17 protein-coding genes are annotated in these 19,520 nt (G+C 64.8%); 10 read left to right on the plus strand and 7 right to left on the minus strand.

The features are described from left to right. The first annotated feature begins 40 nt into the window (after positions 1–40). From V6Z91_RS07985 to V6Z91_RS07995, 3 genes are all read left to right on the plus strand, one after another. On the plus strand, positions 41–610 hold the full coding sequence (locus V6Z91_RS07985; protein ID WP_338768896.1) for a hypothetical protein: 570 nt from the start codon (positions 41–43) through the stop codon (positions 608–610). Positions 611–740: 130 nt separating this feature from the next. Then, complete coding sequence (locus tag V6Z91_RS07990; protein WP_338768899.1) at positions 741–2,999, plus strand: PhoX family phosphatase; 2,259 nt, start codon at positions 741–743, stop codon at positions 2,997–2,999. Between the two features lie 134 nt (positions 3,000–3,133). After that, entirely contained in the window at positions 3,134–6,430 is a 3,297-nt protein-coding gene (locus V6Z91_RS07995) for a DEAD/DEAH box helicase (RefSeq protein WP_338768901.1), read from the plus strand. Between the two features lie 139 nt (positions 6,431–6,569). Here V6Z91_RS07995 and V6Z91_RS08000 read toward each other — a convergent pair whose 3' ends face one another. After that, positions 6,570–7,937 (minus strand): S41 family peptidase, encoded by a 1,368-nt coding sequence (locus tag V6Z91_RS08000; protein WP_338768903.1) that lies wholly within the window; start codon positions 7,935–7,937, stop codon positions 6,570–6,572. Positions 7,938–8,041: 104 nt separating this feature from the next. Further along, a complete protein-coding gene (locus V6Z91_RS08005) occupies positions 8,042–8,491 on the minus strand; it encodes a Rid family hydrolase (RefSeq protein WP_338768906.1) in 450 nt (149 codons plus the stop codon). A 229-nt stretch (positions 8,492–8,720) separates the two neighbouring features. Between V6Z91_RS08005 and soxC the strand changes: the two genes are divergently transcribed. Further along, positions 8,721–10,028: a sulfite dehydrogenase gene (soxC, locus tag V6Z91_RS08010; RefSeq protein ID WP_338768908.1), complete on the plus strand. Its 1,308-nt coding sequence runs from the start codon at positions 8,721–8,723 to the stop codon at positions 10,026–10,028. Then, positions 10,015–10,539, plus strand: coding sequence for a cytochrome c (locus V6Z91_RS08015; RefSeq protein ID WP_338768911.1), 525 nt, complete (start codon positions 10,015–10,017; stop codon positions 10,537–10,539). Before soxC ends, V6Z91_RS08015 begins: the two co-directional genes overlap by 14 nt. A 9-nt stretch (positions 10,540–10,548) precedes the next feature. Here the strand turns inward: V6Z91_RS08015 and arsH are convergent, their stop codons facing one another. From arsH to V6Z91_RS08040, 5 genes are all read right to left on the minus strand, one after another. Further along, the gene (arsH, locus tag V6Z91_RS08020) at positions 10,549–11,265 is read right to left on the minus strand and encodes an arsenical resistance protein ArsH (RefSeq protein WP_338768913.1); all 717 of its coding nucleotides are present in this window, start codon (positions 11,263–11,265) and stop codon (positions 10,549–10,551) included. Beyond that, positions 11,258–11,686 (minus strand): arsenate reductase (glutaredoxin), encoded by a 429-nt coding sequence (gene arsC, locus V6Z91_RS08025; RefSeq protein ID WP_338768916.1) that lies wholly within the window; start codon positions 11,684–11,686, stop codon positions 11,258–11,260. The genes arsH and arsC overlap by 8 nt, the downstream gene beginning before the upstream one ends. A 9-nt stretch (positions 11,687–11,695) precedes the next feature. Continuing rightward, entirely contained in the window at positions 11,696–12,976 is a 1,281-nt protein-coding gene (locus tag V6Z91_RS08030) for an arsenic transporter (RefSeq protein ID WP_338768919.1), read from the minus strand. 78 nt (positions 12,977–13,054) lie between these two features. After that, entirely contained in the window at positions 13,055–13,534 is a 480-nt protein-coding gene (locus V6Z91_RS08035) for an arsenate reductase ArsC (protein WP_338768921.1), read from the minus strand. 26 nt (positions 13,535–13,560) lie between these two features. Continuing rightward, entirely contained in the window at positions 13,561–13,893 is a 333-nt protein-coding gene (locus V6Z91_RS08040; RefSeq protein ID WP_338768924.1) for a metalloregulator ArsR/SmtB family transcription factor, read from the minus strand. Between the two features lie 141 nt (positions 13,894–14,034). On the opposite strand from V6Z91_RS08040, the gene V6Z91_RS08045 reads away from it, so the two are divergent. The 5 genes from V6Z91_RS08045 (at position 14,035) to V6Z91_RS08065 (ending at position 19,519) form a co-directional block, all read left to right on the plus strand. Next, complete coding sequence (locus tag V6Z91_RS08045) at positions 14,035–14,346, plus strand: metalloregulator ArsR/SmtB family transcription factor (RefSeq protein WP_338768926.1); 312 nt, start codon at positions 14,035–14,037, stop codon at positions 14,344–14,346. Positions 14,347–14,394: 48 nt separating this feature from the next. After that, positions 14,395–14,841: an arsenic resistance N-acetyltransferase ArsN2 gene (arsN2, locus tag V6Z91_RS08050; RefSeq protein WP_338768929.1), complete on the plus strand. Its 447-nt coding sequence runs from the start codon at positions 14,395–14,397 to the stop codon at positions 14,839–14,841. 11 nt (positions 14,842–14,852) lie between these two features. Next, entirely contained in the window at positions 14,853–16,295 is a 1,443-nt protein-coding gene (locus tag V6Z91_RS08055; protein WP_338768932.1) for an NAD(P)-binding domain-containing protein, read from the plus strand. 816 nt (positions 16,296–17,111) lie between these two features. Next, entirely contained in the window at positions 17,112–18,422 is a 1,311-nt protein-coding gene (locus V6Z91_RS08060; RefSeq protein ID WP_338768934.1) for a metallophosphoesterase, read from the plus strand. 2 nt (positions 18,423–18,424) lie between these two features. Beyond that, a complete protein-coding gene (locus tag V6Z91_RS08065; protein WP_338768936.1) occupies positions 18,425–19,519 on the plus strand; it encodes a GTPase-associated system all-helical protein GASH in 1,095 nt (364 codons plus the stop codon). Position 19,520: the final 1 nt, after the last annotated feature.

A 19,520-nucleotide genomic window follows, 5' to 3' on the forward strand; every position in this document is an offset into this window, starting at 1 on the left:
AAGACCGCCACGTTCCGGTGATTTTTGCTACGCTGATCCCATGCATACCGCCCAGCCTCCCACCCATACCCTGGAATTGCGCGTGCGCGAACTGTCGCAACTGTTCAATTCCCTCGACCCGACGCCCTTCCTCAACCGCGACCTGGATCGCTCCTGCGAGGTCTATATCGAGAACTGGGCACTGCCACTGCCCGCCGACAGCCGCCTGCACCTCGTGATCCACGTCGAGGAACCGGTCGAGCCGCGGGAGGCGGGCGAACTGCTGGCCGATGCGGTCCACAATCACTACGGCTACAAGATCGAGCTGGCGCGCGGCGAACTGGCCCAGTTGCTCAGGCAGGGGAGAGCAAGCCTCGTGATCGGTCTCGTGTTCGTGGCCGCCTGCCTCACCGCGGGCGAGCTGCTGCTGAACGCGTTTCCCGGGCACGCCGCGAAGGTGGCGCGGGAAAGCCTGACGATCATCGGCTGGGTGGCCATGTGGCGGCCCGTGCAGATCTTCCTCTATGACTGGTGGCCGTTGAAAAGCCGGATCGGGACGCTGGAGAGCATCCGGTTCGCCCGCGTCTCCGTCGTGCAGCGTGGTGCAGGCGTGGACGCCGGTGCACGCTGACCCGGCCATGGGTCATGCTTAATCAAACATAACAAAAGATTCGGCGAGTCATTGTCTGGTCATCAAGCTGTCATTTATGACTACTAGAATCCGGGGCGTTTTGTAACCCCACCAGGCATAGGACCCAGCAATGAACAAGCCGAACGACTTGACGCTCACGCCCACCGCGGCGGACGACCTCGACAGCAGCAATGCGCCGAACCATTTCAATGCCGTGCTGAGCGCACGCCTGTCCCGTCGCAACATGCTGCGCGGCGGCTTCGCGACGGCGGCCACCGCCGTGCTGGGCGGCCTGGGCCTGTCCGGCTGCGGCGGTTCCGACGACGATCCGGTGACGCCGCCTCCGACCACGAATCCGACGCCACCGGCACCGGCGCCGGCGGAAAAGCTGCTGGCCTTCACGGCCGTGCCGAAGAGCCTGGCCGATTCCGTCCTGGTCCCGGCCGGCTACACCGCCACCGTGATCTACGCGCTGGGCGACCCGCTGCGCGCCGCGACGGCCGCCTACAAGAACGACGGCACCGACACCGATTTCGACAACCGCGCCGGCGACCACCACGACGGCATGGAATTCTTCGCGCTGTCCGCCACCGGCACGCCGTCGACGACGGCCTCGGACCGCGGCGTGCTCGCCGTGAACCACGAGGCGACCACCGATGAAAAACTGTCCTCGCACTTCCTGCACGCCAACGGCGGCACCACCTCGCTGCCGCGCCCGGCCGGCGAAGTGGACAAGGAAGTGGCCGTGCACGGCATCAGCGTGGTCGAAGTGAAGAAAACCGGCACCACCTGGGCCACCGTCACCGATTCCACGTTCAACCGCCGCATCACGCCGCTGACCGAAGTGGAAATCGGCGGCCCGGCGCGTGGCAATGCGCTGCTGGTTACCAAGTTCTCGCCGGACGGCACGCGCACCCGCGGCACCCTGAACAACTGCGGCAACGGCCGCACGCCGTGGGGCACCTACCTGTCCGGCGAAGAAAACTGGTCCGGCTACTTCTTCCGCTCGGCCACCGACGACGCCGCGCGCGGCAACGACAAGAGCGTGGCCTCGCTGCGCCGCTACGGCCGCACGCAGGGTTCCGCATCGCGCCACGGCTGGGAAACCGGCGGCACGGAAGACAAGTACCAGCGCTGGGACATCAGCGTGAAGGGCGCTTCGGCCAGCGCCGACTACCGCAACGAGATGAACGGCCAGGGCTACATCATCGAAGTGGACCCGTACGACAAGACCAAGGTCGCCAAGAAGCGCAGCGCCCTGGGCCGCTTCGCCCACGAGAGCGCCGCCTTCGGCCTGGTCACCGCCGGCCAGCCGGTGGCCGTGTACATGGGTGACGACTCGCGCAACGAATACATCTACAAGTTCGTGTCGAACGCCGTCTGGAGTGCCGCGGACGCGACCCCGGCCGACCGCATCGCCACGGGCGACAAGTACCTGGACGTGGGCAAGCTGTACGTGGCCAAGCTGAATGCGGACGGCACCGGCCAGTGGATCGAACTGTCGATCAACAATGCGCAGATCGCCGCCTATGCCGCCTACAAGTTCGCCGACCAGGCGGACGTGCTGGTCAATGCCCGCCTGGCAGCGGACGCCGTGGGTGCGACCAAGATGGACCGCCCGGAATGGTGCTCGGTGAACCCGGCCAACGGCGAGATCTACTACACGCTGACGAACAACTCGAACCGCAGCGTGAATCCGAGCGGCTCGTCGCAGCTGGCCCCGGACTCGGGCAACCCGCGCGCCTACACGGACATGAAGGGTACCAGCGCGCAGAACGGCAACCCGAACGGCCACATTATCCGCTTCAAGGAAGGCGCGGGCGCTGGCGCGGCCACCACCTTCCAGTGGGACGTGTACCTGTTCGGTGCCGAGAGCGGCGCGGATGCGACGAAGATCAACCTCTCCTCGCTGACCGCCGACCAGGACTTCTCCAGCCCGGACGGCCTGGCATTCCTGAAGAGCACCGGCATCTGCTGGATCCAGACCGACGACGGCGCCTACACGGACGTGACGAACAACATGATGCTGGCCGCCCTGCCGGGCCAGGTGGGCGACGGCGCGAAAACCACGCTGACCTACGACAAGGCCGACGGCAGCAAGCTGGCCGTGGACACCTACGTGGGCAAGAAGGCCAGCGCCGACACGCTCAAGCGCTTCCTGGTCGGCCCGGTGGGCGCGGAAATCACGGGCATCACGGAAACGCCGGACGGCAAGGCGCTGTTCGTCAACATCCAGCACCCCGGTGAAAACACCGCGCTGGCCGATATCGCCAACCCGGACAAGTACACGAGCAAGTGGCCGAGCAATGCCGGCTACGGCCCGGGCCGGCGCCCGCGTTCGGCGACGATCGTCATCACGAAGAACGACGGCGGGCGCATCGGGACCTGATCGCCCCGTGAACAGGCATGCGAAAGGCCGGCAATTGCCGGCCTTTTTTGTTCCGTTACATCGCTTGGGGCATGCCAGGTACCGATGGCGTAACCTCGGCGATAATGCATGTCCTGTCTCGCTCAGCACCCACCATGCACTTCACCCTCGACGATATTACCGCTCAGTTCGATGTCGGCACCTATGCGCGCGGCGCGGATTATGCGCGGCGGCGCAAGGTGCTCAGTATCACGCGGGATGATGATTGCCTGTTCGGCGAAGTGGAAGGCAGCGGCCGCAATGTCTACGAGCAGACCATCTACCTGTCGCCCACCGCGCGTGGCGGCGTGCGAGTGGAAGGCGAATGCAGTTGTCCGATGGATTACAACTGCAAGCACGTCGTGGCCGTGCTGCTGGCCAGTCTCGACGAGCCATCGGGCACGGCAATCGCGCCAGAGCCCGCGCTGCCGGCGGGGGCCGAGAATTGGCTTGGCGAATTTGCGCTGGCGCTGGGGACCGACAGCCCGGCGCCAGCAGGAAGCCGAGCCGGCCCTGTGCACCGACTCGGCTTCCTGCTGGTGCCGGACCGCCGAGAGGGCACGCTGCGCCTGCACCTGTGCAAGACGCGCCCGCACAAGGATGGTGGCCTGGCTTCCGCCACGATCCAAAGCGACCTGAGCGGCCTGCTCATCATGCCGCCCGACTGGGTCCGCCCCGAGGACGAGGAACCGCTCCGGCTGGTGGCGGCCTTGCGGAATGGCAATTTGTACTACGGCGACAACCGTCTCACCGGGACGATCGGTGCCCGCCTGCTGGAATTGCTGTGCGCACAGGGCCGGCTGTTTTACGCGCCCAGCACGTCCGGCCTGAAACGCGCCACCATCGTCGCGGTGAGTGCCGGGCCGCGGCGCGACGCGATACTGGACTGGCAGAGCGCGGAAGACGGCGAACTGCTGCAGCTGGGCTGGCGGTCTCCGGATGGCGGCCCCGTCGGCCACGTACTGCCCACGGAGCCGGTGCTGTACCTGGAGGATGGCCGTCTCGGTCGCCTGGCGCTGCCGGAGCCGCTCGCCGCGATGCGGCCCAGGCAATTGCTGGCGATGGTGGCGAAGGCGCCGCGGCTGGCGCCGGCGCACGTCGCCGGCTTGTCCGCGCGGCTGGCGGCGCGGGGGCTCGACCGCGTATTGCCGCTGCCGCGGGCACTGGAAACGCGCCAGCGCAGCGACATCCTGCCGCTGCCTTGCCTGCTGCTCGAGAGCGCCTACGGCGCCGGCCTGGACGAACTGTTGCATTATGCTGCCTTGTCGTTCGACTACGACGGGGAGACGGCAACGGCAGCGAGCCCGCCGCAGCTGCGCCGGATGCATGGCGCGGCAATCGAACTCATCGAGCGCAACCGCGCTGCCGAAGAGGCGGCAGCGGGTTTGCTGGCCTCACTGGGCTTTGGCGGCGTGCCGCCCGATCCCCTGCAGCTGGCCTCCCCCAGGCACTGGATGGCATTCGTGCGCCACGAAGTGCCACGCCTGCGCGCCATGGGCTGGCGAGTCGTCATGGAGCCCGGCTTCCTGTACGACTTCCACGACCCGGAAGACTGGTACGCCGAGCTGGACGAGGAGGGCGAGGGCGTCAACGCCTGGTTCGCGCTGGAACTGGGCTTCGTCATCGATGGCCGGCGCCATGCGCTGCTGCCGCTGCTGGTGCAGATGATCCGCTCGACGCCGGGCCACTTCGATGCCGCCTCGCTGGCGGCGCACGACGACGACGCCGCGTCCATCGTCACCCTGCCCGACGGCAAGCGGGTTGCCCTGCCGTGGGGCCGCATCAAGCCCATCCTGCTGACGCTGGGCGAGCTGTATTTCACCGAGCGCCTGGGCGACACGCTGCGCCTGCCGGCAACGGATGCGGCACGCCTGGCGGAACTGGAACGGGCCGCGCAACTGCGCTGGATAGGCGGCGAGCGGCTGCGCGAACTGGGCCGCAAGCTCGAGGGTTTCGGCGGCGTACTGCCGGTAGCGGCGCCGGCTGGCCTGCGCGCCACGCTGCGCTGCTACCAGCGCGACGGCCTGGCCTGGATGCAGTTCCTGCGCGAGTACGGCTTCGGCGGCATCCTCGCCGACGACATGGGGCTCGGCAAGACCATCCAGACGCTGGCCCATGTGCTGGCCGAAAAGGAAGCGGGCCGGCTCGACGCGCCGGCGCTGGTGGTTGCTCCGACCAGCCTGATGGACAATTGGCGGGCCGAGGCTGCGCGCTTCGCGCCCGGCTTGCGCGTGCTGCTCCTGCACGGCAAGGACCGGGCGGCGCTGTTCGACGGCGTCGCCCAGGCTGACCTGGTCCTCACCACCTACCCGCTGCTGGGCCGCGACGAACTGGCGCTGCGCCGGCACCGCTTCCACCTGTTGATCCTCGACGAAGCGCAGTACATCAAGAACAGCCGCTCGCGCGCCGCCCAGGTCGCCTGCCTGCTCGACGCACGCCATCGCCTGTGCCTGACCGGCACGCCGGTGCAGAATCACCTTGGCGAACTGTGGTCGCAATTCCATTTCCTGATGCCGGGCTTGCTGGGCGACGAGAAAGCCTTCAACGCGGTCTTCCGCAAACCGATCGAGTTGGGTGGCGACCACTTGCGCAAGGACCTGCTGGCGCGGCGCGTGAAACCGTTCATGCTGCGGCGGACCAAGGACAAGGTGGCCACCGAACTGCCGCCGAAGACGGAAATCATGCTCCCCGTGGAACTGGGCGGCGCGCAGCGCGACCTGTACGAAACCGTGCGCGTGGCGATGGACCGCAAGGTGCGCAACGAGATCGACCGCAAGGGGCTGGCGCGCAGCCAGATCGTCATCCTCGATGCGCTGCTCAAGCTTCGCCAGGTATGCTGCGATCCGCGCCTGTTGAAGAAAAGCGCCGCCACGGCCGGATCGGCGAAGCTCGATGCGCTGCTGGAGCTGCTCGATACGCTGCTGAGCGAAGGGCGCAAGGTGCTGGTGTTTTCGCAGTTCACCAGCATGCTGGCGCTGATCGCCGACGCACTGCAGGCCCGCGACGTCGACTTCGCGGTATTGACGGGCGAGACGGAAGACCGTGCCGGCGCGATTGCCGCCTTCCAGCAAGGCAGCGCGGCGGTCTTCCTGATCAGCCTGAAAGCGGGCGGCGTGGGCCTGAACCTCACTGCGGCCGACACGGTGATCCACTACGACCCATGGTGGAACCCCGCTAGCGAGAACCAGGCCACCGACCGCGCCTGGCGCATCGGCCAGGAGCAGCCGGTATTCGTCTACAAGCTGATCGCGCGCGGTACGCTGGAGGAGAAGATCCAGGACATGCAGCGCCGCAAGGGCGAACTGGCCAGTGCGCTGCTCGATGCCGAAGGCGGCCTGGCGCCGGTGCTGGGCGCCGAGGACCTGCAGGCGATCTTCGCGCTGCCAGGTGAGCAAGGGACCAGCCTGGATTGAGCTTGGATCGTTCTGCGCGCGGAAGTTGCATGAAGCCGGACGCACAAGATTCCCCCAGCCCGCCGTTCCGGCACGAAAGCCAACGACGCTGCGCAAGCGGTGCAATAGAAGGTGCTTTCATGCACCCTGCGAATGCCAGTCAGCTGCCCGGCTTGAACATGGCGGAGATGCCGCGCCATACCGAGCCCAGGGCCTGGCCCGGCGGCAGGGCGGGGTTCAACTGCGCCAGCGCCGCCTGCAACGCGCGGTCGTTCGCCGAGCCGAACGTCTTGCTGTCTTCCGCGTGCGGCCGCTGTGTTGTGCTGGCCTGCGGTTCGCCCGTGGTCGCGGGGAGGTGGTTCGCGATGTCGGCTTCGCGGAACAGCAGCGCTTCGTCGTCGCCCTTGGCCACGGTGGGCGCGACCGGCACGTCCGGCTCGATGCCCTGTGCCTGCACTTCGTGCCCGTTGGGTGTGTAGTAGCGCGCGATCGTCAGCTTGATGGCCGAATCGTCGGTCAGCGGGAACACGGTCTGGATCGACCCCTTGCCGTAGGTGCGGGCGCCGATGACCTTGCCGCGCCCGTGGTCCTGGATGGCTCCGGCCACCAGTTCCGCCGCGGAAGCCGACGAGCCGTTCACCAGCACGGCCAGCGGCACGGTCTGGGCAAATGCCGGCAACTGCTCATAGGCGTCTTCGGAACCCGTCTTGCCGTAGAAGCGCGGGGACACGACGACCTTGCCGTTACTCTCCGGGACCTTGCCGGTCGTGGTGAATACCACCGCGCCCTGCGGCAGGAAGGCGCCCGCCACGGCAACCGCCGAGGGCAGCAAGCCGCCCGGATTGTTGCGCAGGTCGAGCACGATGCCTTCGACGGGGCGCTGCCCGTCCAGTTCCCGCAATGCCTTGATCAGCTCGGCCCCGGTGGCACCGCCGAATTCCGTGATGCGGATGCGCGCGATATTGCCGGCCAGGCGCTGCACGCTGACCGTGTGCTCCTGCATGGTGGCGCGGGTGACCGTGATCGTGCGCAGTGGCGTGCTGCCGCGCTTGGCCAGGGTCAGTTCCACCGTGGTGCCCGGTTCGCCGTGCATGCGGCTGGCGATCTGGTTGTCGCGCAGCCCGAACAGCGGGGAGCCGTCGATCGCCACGATCGAATCGCCGCGGCGGATGCCGGCCTTGTCGGCCGGGCCGCCTTCGAAGACGTCGCGGATCAGGATCTGGCCATTCTGCATGTCCACGCCGACGCCGATGCCGACATACTTGCCCGAGTTGATGCGTTCCAGGTCTTCCAGGTCGCTCTTGTCCAGGTAGCGCGAGTGCGGGTCCAGCGAGGCCATCATGCCGCGGATTGCTTCCGTGAACAGTTTCTTCTTGTCGGCCTCGCCGACGTAATCCTTCAGCACGAGCTGATAGCTGTCGAGCATTTGCTCGAACTCTTCCTTCGGCAAGGTCAGCGGTTCTTCCGCATGGCACGGCAGGCTCGCCGCGCACCAGCCGATCATGACACCCAGTATCCAGCGCTTCATCGTTTACTCCTTTGTGGAGCACCGATTCTGCCGCCGCAGGGTGCGAGATGGCGTCAAGACGCGTAAGTTCGCGTAAAGACCGGCCCGGCGCAGTCCGCGGCGCGTCAGTCCGGCACGATGGCGCGGAACGTGATCTCGATCAGCTGTTCGGGGAACGCCAGGCGGGACACGCCGATCAGATTGCTGGCGACCGCGGGTTGCGCACTGCCGTACGCGGCCTTGCGCACTTCGCCAGCCACCGCGAACGCGGCGTCCACGTCGAGCACATACAGTGTTTCCTCGACCACGTTGTCGAGCGTGGCGCCGAAGCGGGCCAGCAACTCGACCGCGTTGACATAGGTCTGGCGCATCTGCTCGCCCATCATGTCGAAATTGCGCGGCTTGCGGTACTCGTCCACCAGGGCCGGCGCGACGAGATTGCCTTGCCGGTCGTGGCTCAGCTGGCCGGAGATGTAGATCGTGTCCTTCACTTTCACGGCCTGGGTGTAGCCGTAGAGGTTTTCCCAGGCGACGCCCAGGTTCGCGGTCTGCTTGTTCAGTGACGATGTGGTCATGGGTCGTTTTCCCGGTTCATGGCAGCCGTGCGCGGATGGCCGGCCGCCCCACATGTAAGGATAGCCGTCCGGCCGCCGGGATACGTCGGCTGGAATAGGGCAGGCGCAGTCTCCCTTAAAGCAGAACGGTGTCCGCATGAGCTTATCTGAAACCGTTCTAGCGGTTTCGTTGACGGGTCTTTTGCCGCCAGCGTAAATTGCCAGCCATGCAATAGCTGACGAGAAAACGATGGGCATCGATCGAGAAAAAACCGAAGCGCCGGCATCGCCACGCCGGCGCAGCTTCATCCGCCGAGGTGCAGCCTCGCTGGCCGCGGCCGGCGGCGCGGCGGCATTGCCTGGCGCGGCGCTGGCAAGCGCACCGGACGGTCTGCCCGGGAATGTGGCGCAGAATTTGCCACCGCATGTGCCGCAATGGATGCGCGAACCGGGCGCCGGCTTCCTGAACCCGCCCTACGGCTTGCCATCGCCATTCGAGAACGAGGTGCGGCGCAAATTGCCCGACCAGCCAGCCGCCTTTCCCACGGCCACCCGCACGCCGCTGCAAAGCCTGTTCGGCAGCACGACGCCGAACGGCCTGTTCTTCGAGCGCCACCATGGCGGCGTGCCGGCCATCGACCCCGCGCAGCACCGGCTGATGCTGCATGGGCTGGTGGAGCGGCCGCTGTTGCTGAGCATGAAGGACCTGCTGCGCTTTCCCGCCGTCTCGCGCAGCCATTTCATCGAGTGTTCGGGCAACAGCATGGCCGAGTTCAAGGCGCCGGGCAAAGGCACCGTGCAGGACATCCACGGCTTGCTGAGCGGCGCCGAATGGACCGGCGTGCGGCTGGCCGACGTGCTGGCCGAGGCGGGCCTGCAGCCGTCGGCCAAGTGGATCCTGGCGGAAGGCGCCGACGCGGCGGCCATGACGCGCAGCATCCCGCTCGCCAAGGCGCTCGACGACGCGCTGCTGGCCTACGGCCAGAACGGCGAGATGCTGCGCCCCGAGCAGGGCTACCCCTTGCGCCTGCTGCTGCCCGGCTTCGAGGGCAATATGAGCATCAAGTGGCTGCGCCGCCTGAAGGTGGGCGACGCGCCATTCCACACGCGCGAGGAAACGGCCAAGTACACGGATCTGATGCCCGATGGCACCGCGCGCCAGTTCACGTTCCACATGGGCGTGAAATCGGTGATCACCGCCCCGTCGGCACGACAGGTGCTCGATGGCCATGGCTTCCGCGAGATCACCGGGCTGGCGTGGAGCGGGCACGGGCGCATCGCGCGGGTCGAGGTCTCGGTCGATGGCGGGCGCCGGTGGCAGGTGGCGACGCTGGACGGGCCGGTGCAATCCCGCGCGCTGACGCGCTTTCGCCTGCCGTGGACATGGTCGGGGCAGGAAGCGATCCTGCAAAGCCGCGCGGTGGACGAGGCGGGCAACGTGCAACCGACCCGCCTTGCGCTGATCGGCAAGGATGGCCAGAACTCCGTGTACCACTACAACGCCATCCAGAGCTGGAAGGTGGCGGCCAATGGCGAGGTGTCGAATGTCCACGTGTAAGCTGGCCCAGATCGCCACCGCCGCCACGCTGCTCGCCTTTGCCCCGGGGGCTGGCGCCCAACGGCTGGGCCTGGGCCAGACGCCCACCGCCGCGCAAATCCGCGGCTGGGATATCGACGTACGCGGCGACGGCGCCGGCTTGCCGGCCGGGCGCGGATCGGTGAGGCAGGGACAGGCGATCTACCAGGCGCGCTGCCTGGCGTGCCACGGCGAAAACGGCGAGAAGGGCACGGCGCCGCGGCTGGCCGGCGGGCAGGGCACGCTGGCCAGCAAGGCGCCGGTGCTCACGGTGGGCAGCTACTGGCCTTACGCGCCGACCTTGTTCGACTATATCCGGCGCGCGATGCCACTCGATGCGCCGCAATCGCTGACGGCCGACGAGGTGTATGCGGTGACGGCGTACACGCTGCACCTGAACGGCATCGTGGCGGCCGACGCGGTGCTCGATGCGAAGTCGCTGGGAGCGATCAGGATGCCGAACCGGGACGGGTTCCGGCAGGTGCTGGAATAGCGCGCCCCGTCACAGCCTGGCGATCTGCCGGTCGATTGCCTTCAGCGCCCGCTCGCTGCGTTCGCTGTAGCGGTCCGTCAGGTAATCGGTGCGCCCGCGCATCAGCAACGTGATCTTGAACAGCTCTTCCATCACGTCGACCACGCGGTCGTAGTAGGCCGAAGGCCGCATGCGGCCGGCCTCGTCGAATTCCTTGTAGGCCATCGGCACCGAGGACTGGTTGGGAATCGTGAACATGCGCATCCAGCGCCCCAGCAGGCGCAGCATGTTGACCACGTTGAACGACTGCGAACCGCCGCACACCTGCATCACGGCCAGCGTGCGTCCCTGGCTGGGGCGCAGCGCGCCCTGTTCCAGCGGGATCCAGTCGATCTGGTTTTTCATCACGGCGGTGATGGCGCCATGCCGCTCCGGGCTGCACCACACCTGGCCCTCGGACCACAGGCACAGTTCGCGCAGCTCCACCACTTTCGGGTGATCCTCGGGCACGCTGCCGACCATCGGCAGCTCGGTCGGATCGAAGATTTTTACGTCGCCGCCGAAGTGTTCAAGGATGCGCGCCGCCTCTTCGGTAAGGAAGCGGCTGAACGAGCGCTCGCGCAGCGAGCCATACAGCAGCAGGAAGCGCGGCGGGTGATCCATGTCGCCCACCGGAGCAAGCTTGTGCACGGCCGGCATGTCGAGCTGCTCCGGCTGGATATTGGGCAGGTTCGCGATCTTATCCATGATGGATGCGTTGTCCTTTCTCGTCGATGACCGGTTCGCCGTCTTCCTTCGTGAACGCGCCCCGCTGCGGTTCGGTGAGGATGTCGAGCACCAGCTCGGATGGGCGGCACAGCCTTGCACCGGCCGGCGTGACGACGAACGGGCGGTTGATCAGGATCGGATGGGCCAGCATGGCGTCGAGCAGCTGGTCGTCGGTGACGGCCGGGTTGTCCAGGCCGAGCTCCGCATATGGCGTGCCTTTTTGCCGGATCGCTTCGCGGACAGTCAGCCCGGCGCGTGCGATCAGGCCGGCCAGCGTCGCGCGATCGGGTGGGTTGTGCAGGTATTCGATCACGACCGGCTCGATGCCCGCATTGCGGATCAGGGCCAGCGTATTGCGCGACGTGCCGCAGGCGGGATTGTGATAAATGGTGACGCTCATGATGTCTCCTCAAGCTAAACGGATGGCCAGCGCGGCCAGGGTAACGAGCAGCACGGGCAGGGTGAGCACGACGCCCACGCGGAAGTAATAGCCCCACGAAATGTGGATGCCTTTGCTGTCCAGCACATGCAGCCAGAGCAAGGTGGCAAGGCTGCCGATCGGCGTGATCTTCGGCCCCAGGTCGCTGCCGATCACGTTGGCGTACACCATCGCCTCGCGTACCACGCCTTGCGCGGTTGTCGCGTCGATCGACAACGCCCCGATCAGCACGGTCGGCATATTGTTCATGATCGACGACAGGATGGCGGTAATGAAGCCGGTGCCGAGCGCGGCGCCCCATACGCCGTGTTCGGCACAGCGGTTCAGCAGCGCCGTCAGATAATCGGTCAGGCCGGCATTGCGCAGCCCGTACACCACGAGGTACATACCGAGCGAGAAGATCACGACCTGCCACGGCGCGCCGCGCAGCACTGCGCGGGTGGAGATGCGGTGGCCACGGCCGGCGACGAGCAGCAGCAGGACCGCGCCCGCGGCAGCGACGGCACTGATCGGCACGCCCAGCGCCTCGAGCCAGAAGAACCCGACGAGCAGCAGGCCCAGTACCCACCAGCCGGTAACGAAGGTGGCGCGGTCATGAATGGCGTCGGCGGGGCGCTTCAGTTGCGCCAGGTCGTAGTTGCCGGGGATGTCCTTCCGGAAGAACAGCAACAGCCCACCGAGCGTGGCGGCGACGGAGACGAAATTCACCGGCACCATGACGGCGGCGTAGCGGGCGAAGCCGATATCGAAATAATCGGCCGAGACGATGTTGACCAGGTTCGATACCACCAGGGGCAGGCTGGCCGTGTCGGCGATGAAGCCGGCCGCCATGACGAACGCCAGCGTGGAACGGTCATTGAAGCGCAGCGCGCGCAGCATGGCGATCACGATCGGGGTGAGGATCAGGGCCGCGCCATCGTTGGCGAACACCGCCGCGACGGCCGCACCGAGCAGGACCAGCATCGCGAACAGGCGCCTGCCGTTGCCTTTTCCCCAGCGCGCCACGTGCAGCGCGGCCCATTCGAAGAAGCCGGCCTTGTCCAGCAGCAGGCTGATGATGATGACGGCGACGAAGGCGCCGGTGGCGTTCCACACGATATTCCAGACCACGGGAATATCGGCCACATGAATGACGCCGGCAAGCAGGGCCGCCAGTGCGCCGGCCGCGGCGCTCCAGCCGATGCCCAGGCCGCGCGGCTGCCAGATGACGAAAATGAGGGTCGCAACGAAGATCAGGAACGCGATCAGCACGGGTCCATCCTTGAAAGAAGAAAATCAGCGAGGCGCCGACAGGCGCCCCTCGGATGCCACGCCAGCGTGGCAGTGCGATCAGGGCACGAGCGTGCCGATGCGATCCAGCTCGGCCTTGAAGCGTGCCTTGTCGCCGCGCAGTTCCTCCAGCGGCAGCGCCAGGAATGCCTGGAGACGGGCCAGGATGATTTCGTAGGTACGCTCGAACGCGCCCTCGATTTCTTCCTCGCTACCGACGACGTGGCCCGGATCGTCGAGCCCCCAATGCGTGCGCAGCACGGGGCCCAGGTAGGCCGGGCACGTTTCGCCCGCCGCGCTGCCGCACACGGTCACGACGATGTCAGGCGTTACCGGCAAGTCGTCCCACGATTTGCTGAAGTAACCCTCGGTCGAGATGCCCTTGCGGTGCAGGAGGGCGACGGCGCGCGGGTGCAACTGGCCAGCCGGCTGGCTGCCCGCGCTGATCGCCTTCAGGCCGGACGGGGCGAAATGGTTGAAGGTTCCTTCGGACAGGACGGAGCGGCACGAGTTGCCGGTGCAGAGAAACAGGACGTTCATCTATTTGAATGAGGTGATTGATCGGATCAGTTCGGGGAAACGGCATCGCAACTGCCGTTATCGGGACCGCAGGGGACGCCTCCGCAGCAGTTCTCGGTGAGGAAGCCAATGAGGCCGTTCATCGTCTGGATATCCGCGGAATAGATCACGAAGCGGCCTTCCTGCTTCGAAGACAGCAGCTTCGCATGCGTGAGCTCCTTCAGATGGAAGGACAGCGACGATGGCGCGATGTCGAGCTTATCGGCGATCTTGCTGGCTGCGAGTCCCGCCGGGCCGGCCTGCACCAGGAGCCGGAACACGGCCAGCCGGCTTTCCTGGGCCAGGGCCGCCAGCGCCGCCAACACTTCCTTCGTCTGCATGTCCACACTCCCTTTGATGATTCGACAATCGTGGAACGATCATACAATATGCCATACGACATTTCAAATAATATCGAACTATCTTGACAGCTTCGTGACAAGGGTCGTAAGCTTTATTCGTTGAATGACGAATGAGATGACATGACAACCTGTTGCGAGATCAAGGCGCCGGCGTCGCAGTCGGCGGTCGATGTGGATGACCTGGCGGTGATGTGCAAGGCACTGGGCCACCCGGCGCGGGTGCAGCTGTTGAAACACCTTGCCGAATACGGCGCATGCTACTTCGGCAACCTGACGGACTTCCTGCCGCTGGCCCCATCGACGGTATCGCAGCACGTTACCATCCTGAAGCAGTCCGGACTGATTCTTGGATCCTCCGACGAGCAGCGAGTGTGCTACTGCGTGAACCCGGATCGGCTGGCCCAGTTGAAGCAAATGATCGGAACCTTCTGAATTTTTTCTCATTTATTCGTATTTCGACGAATAACGAAGGAGCATTGGATGGAGCACATGATGACATTTCGTCCGGCTACCGCCGCGGACTTGCCAGCAATCGAAGCATTGCTCGAGGCAGCGGCGTTGCCGCTGGAAGGTGCCCGCGATCATCTCGACGACTTTCTAGTCGGCGAAGTCGACGGCGTTGTGGGTTGCGTGGGCGGCTACGAACGGTACGACCGTCTCGCCTTGTTGCGTTCGATGGCGGTTACGGGACATTGGCGTGGCCGGGGCATCGGCAACCGGTTGCTGGACGCGATCAAGGCCAGGGCGCGCGGTAACGGCATCGACCGGCTGTACCTGCTCACCACCACGGCTGCCGGCTTCTTCGGCCAGCGCGGCTTCGTCATCGTCGAACGGAATACCGCGCCCGCCGCCCTGAAGGCATCCCGTGAATTCCAGGGCATCTGCCCTGCGTCGGCCACGATGATGGTGGCCGCGCTGACCATGTAAGGAGAATTGCCATGACTGCATCGCTTCCTCAGCTTCCCATTGCCGTGCTGGGCGCAGGCCCGATCGGACTGGCCGCCGCGGCGCACCTGATCGCACGCGGCCTTACGCCGGTCGTCTTCGAACAGGGCGCCAGCGTCGGGGCCAACCTGGAGACGTATCGCCACGTCCGGCTCTTCTCGCCATGGCGGTACGACCTCGACAAGGCAGCCAGCCAGCTGTTGCAAAGCGCCGGCTGGCAACCACCCGCTGCCGATGAATTGCCGACTGCCGGCGAGCTCCTCGACAATTACCTGCGGCCCCTGGCCGAACTGCCGATGCTGGCCTCGCGTATTCATCTGGGGCATCGCGTGGTGCAGGTAGCCCGCGTGGACTTCGACAAGGTCACGACGGGTGGTCGGGAAGCGGCACCGTTCGTCATCCGGACGCGCAGCAATACCGGTGAGCACGAGTGCATCGTCGCGGCCGTGATCGACGCCACGGGTACCTGGTCGCATCCGAACCCGCTGGGCGCGAACGGCATGCCGGCGCTCGGCGAAGCCGCGGCGGCTGCACGCATCGCCTACGGAATGCCGGATGTGCTGGGCACAATGCGTGACACCTACGCCGGCCGGCGCGTGCTGGTGGCAGGCGCCGGGCATTCGGCCGCAGGCAGCCTGCTCACATTGGCCCAGCTCGCCGAAGTGGCACCAGGAACGCGGATCGTGTGGGCGGTGCGGGGAAGCCAGTTGACGAGGGTTTTCGGTGGCGGCGCGGCGGATGGCCTGCCGGCACGGGGACAGCTCGGCATGCGCCTGAAGGCGCTGCGGGATTCTGGCCGGCTCGAGGTGCATACCGGTTTTCGCATTGCCGCATTGCGTGAGCACGGCGGCACGCTGCGCGTCGAAGGCCATGGGCCTGAAGGCGAGCCGCGTGCGATCGAGGGCATCGAGCGCATCATTGCCGCGACCGGCGCGCGACCCGACCTGGAACTCACGCGCGAGTTGCGTGTGCGGCACGACCCGTGGCTCGAGAGCACCGATGCACTGGCGCCGTTGATCGACCCGAACGAGCACAGCTGCGGGACGGTACGGCCTCATGGGCATCGGCAACTGGCGCACCCGGAGACAGGCTACTACGTCGTTGGCGCCAAGAGCTACGGGCGGGCACCCAATTTCCTCATGGCGACCGGATACGAGCAGGTGCGCTCGGTCGTCGCCGCGCTGGCTGGCGACCTGGTTGCCGCCGACGACGTGCAGCTGGCGCTGCCGGAGACCGGTGTCTGCAGTACGCGTTTCGTCGATGTTCCGGCGGAGCCTCGCGCGACAGCCTGCTGCGGTGGTCCGGCACCGAAGGATTCGGGCAGCTGCTGCGTGGCCGAGGTCAAGGCCAAGGAAGAGGGAGGAAGCGGTTGTGGCTGTTCCGACCTGCCGGCCGCGCAGGTGCAGCCGCACGTGAAACAGGCTTGTTGCGCCTGATCTGTTCGCCGGTCGAGGGCAATCTGCAGGAAGGAGACATGGCATCGCAGTGGCGTGTGATTGGCATCCTGGCCTGCACACAAATCATCTCGTGGGGCTAGTTGTACTACGCGTTCAGCATTGTTGCGCCGGCGGTGTTGAAAGCGACCAGATAGCGCCCCAGCATGTCGAGCTTGGTTTGCGTCCACAGACCATCGAAAGAGTGTTTCATGTTATGAGTAGCGTTCGATCGCGGGAATGCCCCAGTGGCCAGATTGTACGGCAGCCGCTGAGGCTGCTCCGTATCCCGCATTTATGAATTTACGGGACCTTCATCTCATCGCAGTTGCTCTTCAGGTAGAAGCGCGCCGATGATGCGGCAGACAGCAGCCGCTGGGCTTCGGCGCCACGCTGAAGTACTCCCAGCCGGTGGCGGCATCGTCCGGCCAGTCGTCTAGCACGTTTTCGATTCCAAAAATGGATTGCCCCTCGCAACTCGCCTGAGCATTTCTTTGACTATGGTAACATTAGTTGAAAAGAAACTGCGCCCCTGGTTCAGGCCATACTGACAATCGCCTTCATGCCTCTTTTTGCTTTGGCGGTTGAGGTTGGTAGCAATCAGCTAACCGGCGGAAAGTCAGGCCGATCTCAACTCTCAAAAGCTTTGAAAGTAATCCGAAAGGCGATGAAAGGACGCGAACATGCCTGGGGGTCGCGATGCTGGTAAAGCCATGGAGAGCACCCCGTTAAGACAAGGCCGCAAACCTTACCCATCAGGGATGTCTACGATGCAAATGCGCGTGGCACGGCCGAACTAGTTGCTAAGGAAACGTGTTCATGTTGATACTGCATATATCCGATATTCACTTCAAATCGCCGGAATGCCTTGACCAGTGGATGGATCCTGATAGCTCGATTCGCACCCGCTTGATGCGCGATTTAACCGAGCAGGTACAGAAGCTAGGCAAGGTCGGCGCAATTCTGATCGGCGGAGATGTCGCGTACAAGGCCGCCCCTGATGAATATCAGGCAGCCAAAATTTGGATCCAGCAGCTTTCCGATATTTCGGGATGTCCCAAAGAGCGGATTTTCGTGGTGCCGGGCAATCATGATGTGGACCGAGCGATCATCAAAGGCAGTGTTCAGATTCAGAACGCCCAGCACGCGATCGTGTCAACGCCGCTCGCTAACCGCGAATGGAAGCTTAAACAGCAGCTGGGTGACGAGACGACTGGACAACTCCTTCTCCAATCGCATTCTGCATACAACGAGTTCGCTGCCCCATTTGGCTGTCAGATATGGCCCAGGAAACCATTCTGGCACCAGGACATCTCGTTGGAGAACGGCGTAAGCCTAAGACTGTACGGGCTGACGTCCACTCTTCTATCCGGCCGCGATGGCAACGACGACAAGGAGCGTGATCTATATCTCAGCCCGTTACAGACTGTGCTCGATCCGGCGCCGAATACGGTCAACCTTGTGCTGTGCCACCATCCCATCGAGTGGCTGGCCGACGGCGACGCGGTGGACGACGCGCTCACCGCCCGCGCAGCCTTGCATGTGTTCGGCCACAAGCACAAACAGCGGCTAGTCATGGACTCAAGCTACGTGCGTTTCGCCGCAGCCGCAGTGAATCCTTCGCGTGATGAGAAACCCTACGATCCGGGTTACAACTTGATACGGCTCAGAGTCGAGGGTGTTGGAGCCGAACGCCGCTTGAAGGTTGAAGTTCGCCAGCGGCGGATGCAGGACAATCCGGAGCGATTCATCGCGATCCTGAACAATCAGGGGCAAGACGTATTCACTTCGACGATCTTGGTACCAGAGGAAGTTGACATACCTGCGCCGGCGGGGGTAGCCGTCAGGGCGCCGCTAACCGTCAGTGAGCCGCATGAACATTCGAGCGGGGTGCTGACCGTTCAGGACGCGGAGGCGACTATGGGCGACGAGGATACTCGGGACCTGCTCTACCGATTCTGGAATCTTTCGAGCAGCCAGCGACGAGATATCGCCGCTTCGCTAGGTCTGCTCAAGGAAGGCGAAATGAGGTTACCAGAACCGGAACGGTATGGACGGGCTCTGATTCGCGCAGCGGAGTTACAGATCATGAACAAGGTCGCGGCTGAAGTGGCCAAGATGGAGAGTTGACGATGGCTAAGACGCCCGTGATGAACGCCGATTTCGCCCGCTGGTATGTTGACGCCTTTATGGACGACGGTCAAACCAGAGCGCAAAGATGGAAAGGCGTGGTCGATACCGCCGCCACCGCCAATTTCCATACGGTAGAGGTCCTTGTCCGATATGCATTTGCCACGGCGGCACCAGTGGACGGCTGGAAAAACGAGAAACTCGCTGAGACGCATCAAGCAGTACTAGCTACGATATCGGGCAATGGCTCACCTATGGTCCCCGCAGCCTCGCGCCGTGAGCTGCAGGTTCTCTCTGCAGCAGTGCTGGTACGACTCTTCTCCAGCATGCCCGACGCCGCGATCGTGGTGCTGAACGCCTCCTTCGAGGGCAAGCGCAAATACGACCTGCCGATGGATCTGCCAGGCTTGGCGAAGATCGCGCTTGTTGAGTTCGCGCGGAAAAAGCACGAGCGTCCCGACACGAAGGCGTTCGAAATCGTCGCACCGAAATTAGAGTTCGAGGTGTCGCCAGAGGCAATGGCGAGCATGACGTCGGCCCAGTGGACGAGTGAGCTGGACCGCCTTCGTGATGCTGCCCGGATGGCGACCCGTGAGATCGTTGATGGCCAGAATCGCGTGGCGAAGCTGCTCGCCCGACGGATATCGTTGGGCGAGGAGGAGCTTCAAATGCTGTGGTGGCTAATCGGAGGCCAAAGCAACGTTGCGGATGCACCTTTCGACGAAATCGCCGCCTCGTTGAAACCATTAGTGTTAGGTGAAGAGCTTGGCCAACTCACCCAAGTTTCCCCTGGGCCGGCATCAATGAAGGCACTGCTGTCCCGTGCTGGCATTGGCGGCGAGACGCTGAAGATTTCGGACGCTGTGAACGCCGCCGATGTGGACTGGATTAGGGGAGTGACGACGTCCGATAGGGTATCTCCCGTGACGACACCCTTGCACTTCGCGCTCGAAAAGAAACTCGAGATCGGGTCGAATGACGCATGGCTACCGGTATGGGCTTCGATGACTGGGTTGCCAATCGACACGTCAATTCCTGCGATCAAACTCGCCGAACTATTCTACCGCGAGTACCTGTTCTTGCACGTGAATGGCTGAT

Origin of the sequence: Massilia sp. METH4, from assembly GCF_037094685.1 — a bacterium.
Taxonomy (GTDB): domain Bacteria; phylum Pseudomonadota; class Gammaproteobacteria; order Burkholderiales; family Burkholderiaceae_D; genus Rugamonas.

Excerpts from the sequence above, each read along its gene's own strand:
- V6Z91_RS08015 (WP_338768911.1), top strand. The coding sequence starts at position 10,015 with ATGTCCACGTGTAAGCTGGCCCAGATCGCCACCGCCGCCACGCTGCTC.
- V6Z91_RS08055 (WP_338768932.1), top strand. The coding sequence starts at position 14,853 with ATGACTGCATCGCTTCCTCAGCTTCCCATTGCCGTGCTGGGCGCAGGC.
- V6Z91_RS08065 (WP_338768936.1), top strand. The coding sequence starts at position 18,425 with ATGGCTAAGACGCCCGTGATGAACGCCGATTTCGCCCGCTGGTATGTT.
- soxC (WP_338768908.1), top strand. The coding sequence starts at position 8,721 with ATGGGCATCGATCGAGAAAAAACCGAAGCGCCGGCATCGCCACGCCGG.
- V6Z91_RS08060 (WP_338768934.1), top strand. The coding sequence starts at position 17,112 with ATGTTGATACTGCATATATCCGATATTCACTTCAAATCGCCGGAATGC.
- arsN2 (WP_338768929.1), top strand. The coding sequence starts at position 14,395 with ATGGAGCACATGATGACATTTCGTCCGGCTACCGCCGCGGACTTGCCA.
- V6Z91_RS08035 (WP_338768921.1), bottom strand. The coding sequence starts at position 13,534 with ATGAACGTCCTGTTTCTCTGCACCGGCAACTCGTGCCGCTCCGTCCTG.
- V6Z91_RS07990 (WP_338768899.1), top strand. The coding sequence starts at position 741 with ATGAACAAGCCGAACGACTTGACGCTCACGCCCACCGCGGCGGACGAC.
- V6Z91_RS08000 (WP_338768903.1), bottom strand. The coding sequence starts at position 7,937 with ATGAAGCGCTGGATACTGGGTGTCATGATCGGCTGGTGCGCGGCGAGC.
- V6Z91_RS08040 (WP_338768924.1), bottom strand. The coding sequence starts at position 13,893 with ATGCAGACGAAGGAAGTGTTGGCGGCGCTGGCGGCCCTGGCCCAGGAA.
- arsH (WP_338768913.1), bottom strand. The coding sequence starts at position 11,265 with ATGGATAAGATCGCGAACCTGCCCAATATCCAGCCGGAGCAGCTCGAC.
- V6Z91_RS08045 (WP_338768926.1), top strand. The coding sequence starts at position 14,035 with ATGACAACCTGTTGCGAGATCAAGGCGCCGGCGTCGCAGTCGGCGGTC.
- V6Z91_RS07985 (WP_338768896.1), top strand. The coding sequence starts at position 41 with ATGCATACCGCCCAGCCTCCCACCCATACCCTGGAATTGCGCGTGCGC.
- V6Z91_RS07995 (WP_338768901.1), top strand. The coding sequence starts at position 3,134 with ATGCACTTCACCCTCGACGATATTACCGCTCAGTTCGATGTCGGCACC.
- arsC (WP_338768916.1), bottom strand. The coding sequence starts at position 11,686 with ATGAGCGTCACCATTTATCACAATCCCGCCTGCGGCACGTCGCGCAAT.
- V6Z91_RS08005 (WP_338768906.1), bottom strand. The coding sequence starts at position 8,491 with ATGACCACATCGTCACTGAACAAGCAGACCGCGAACCTGGGCGTCGCC.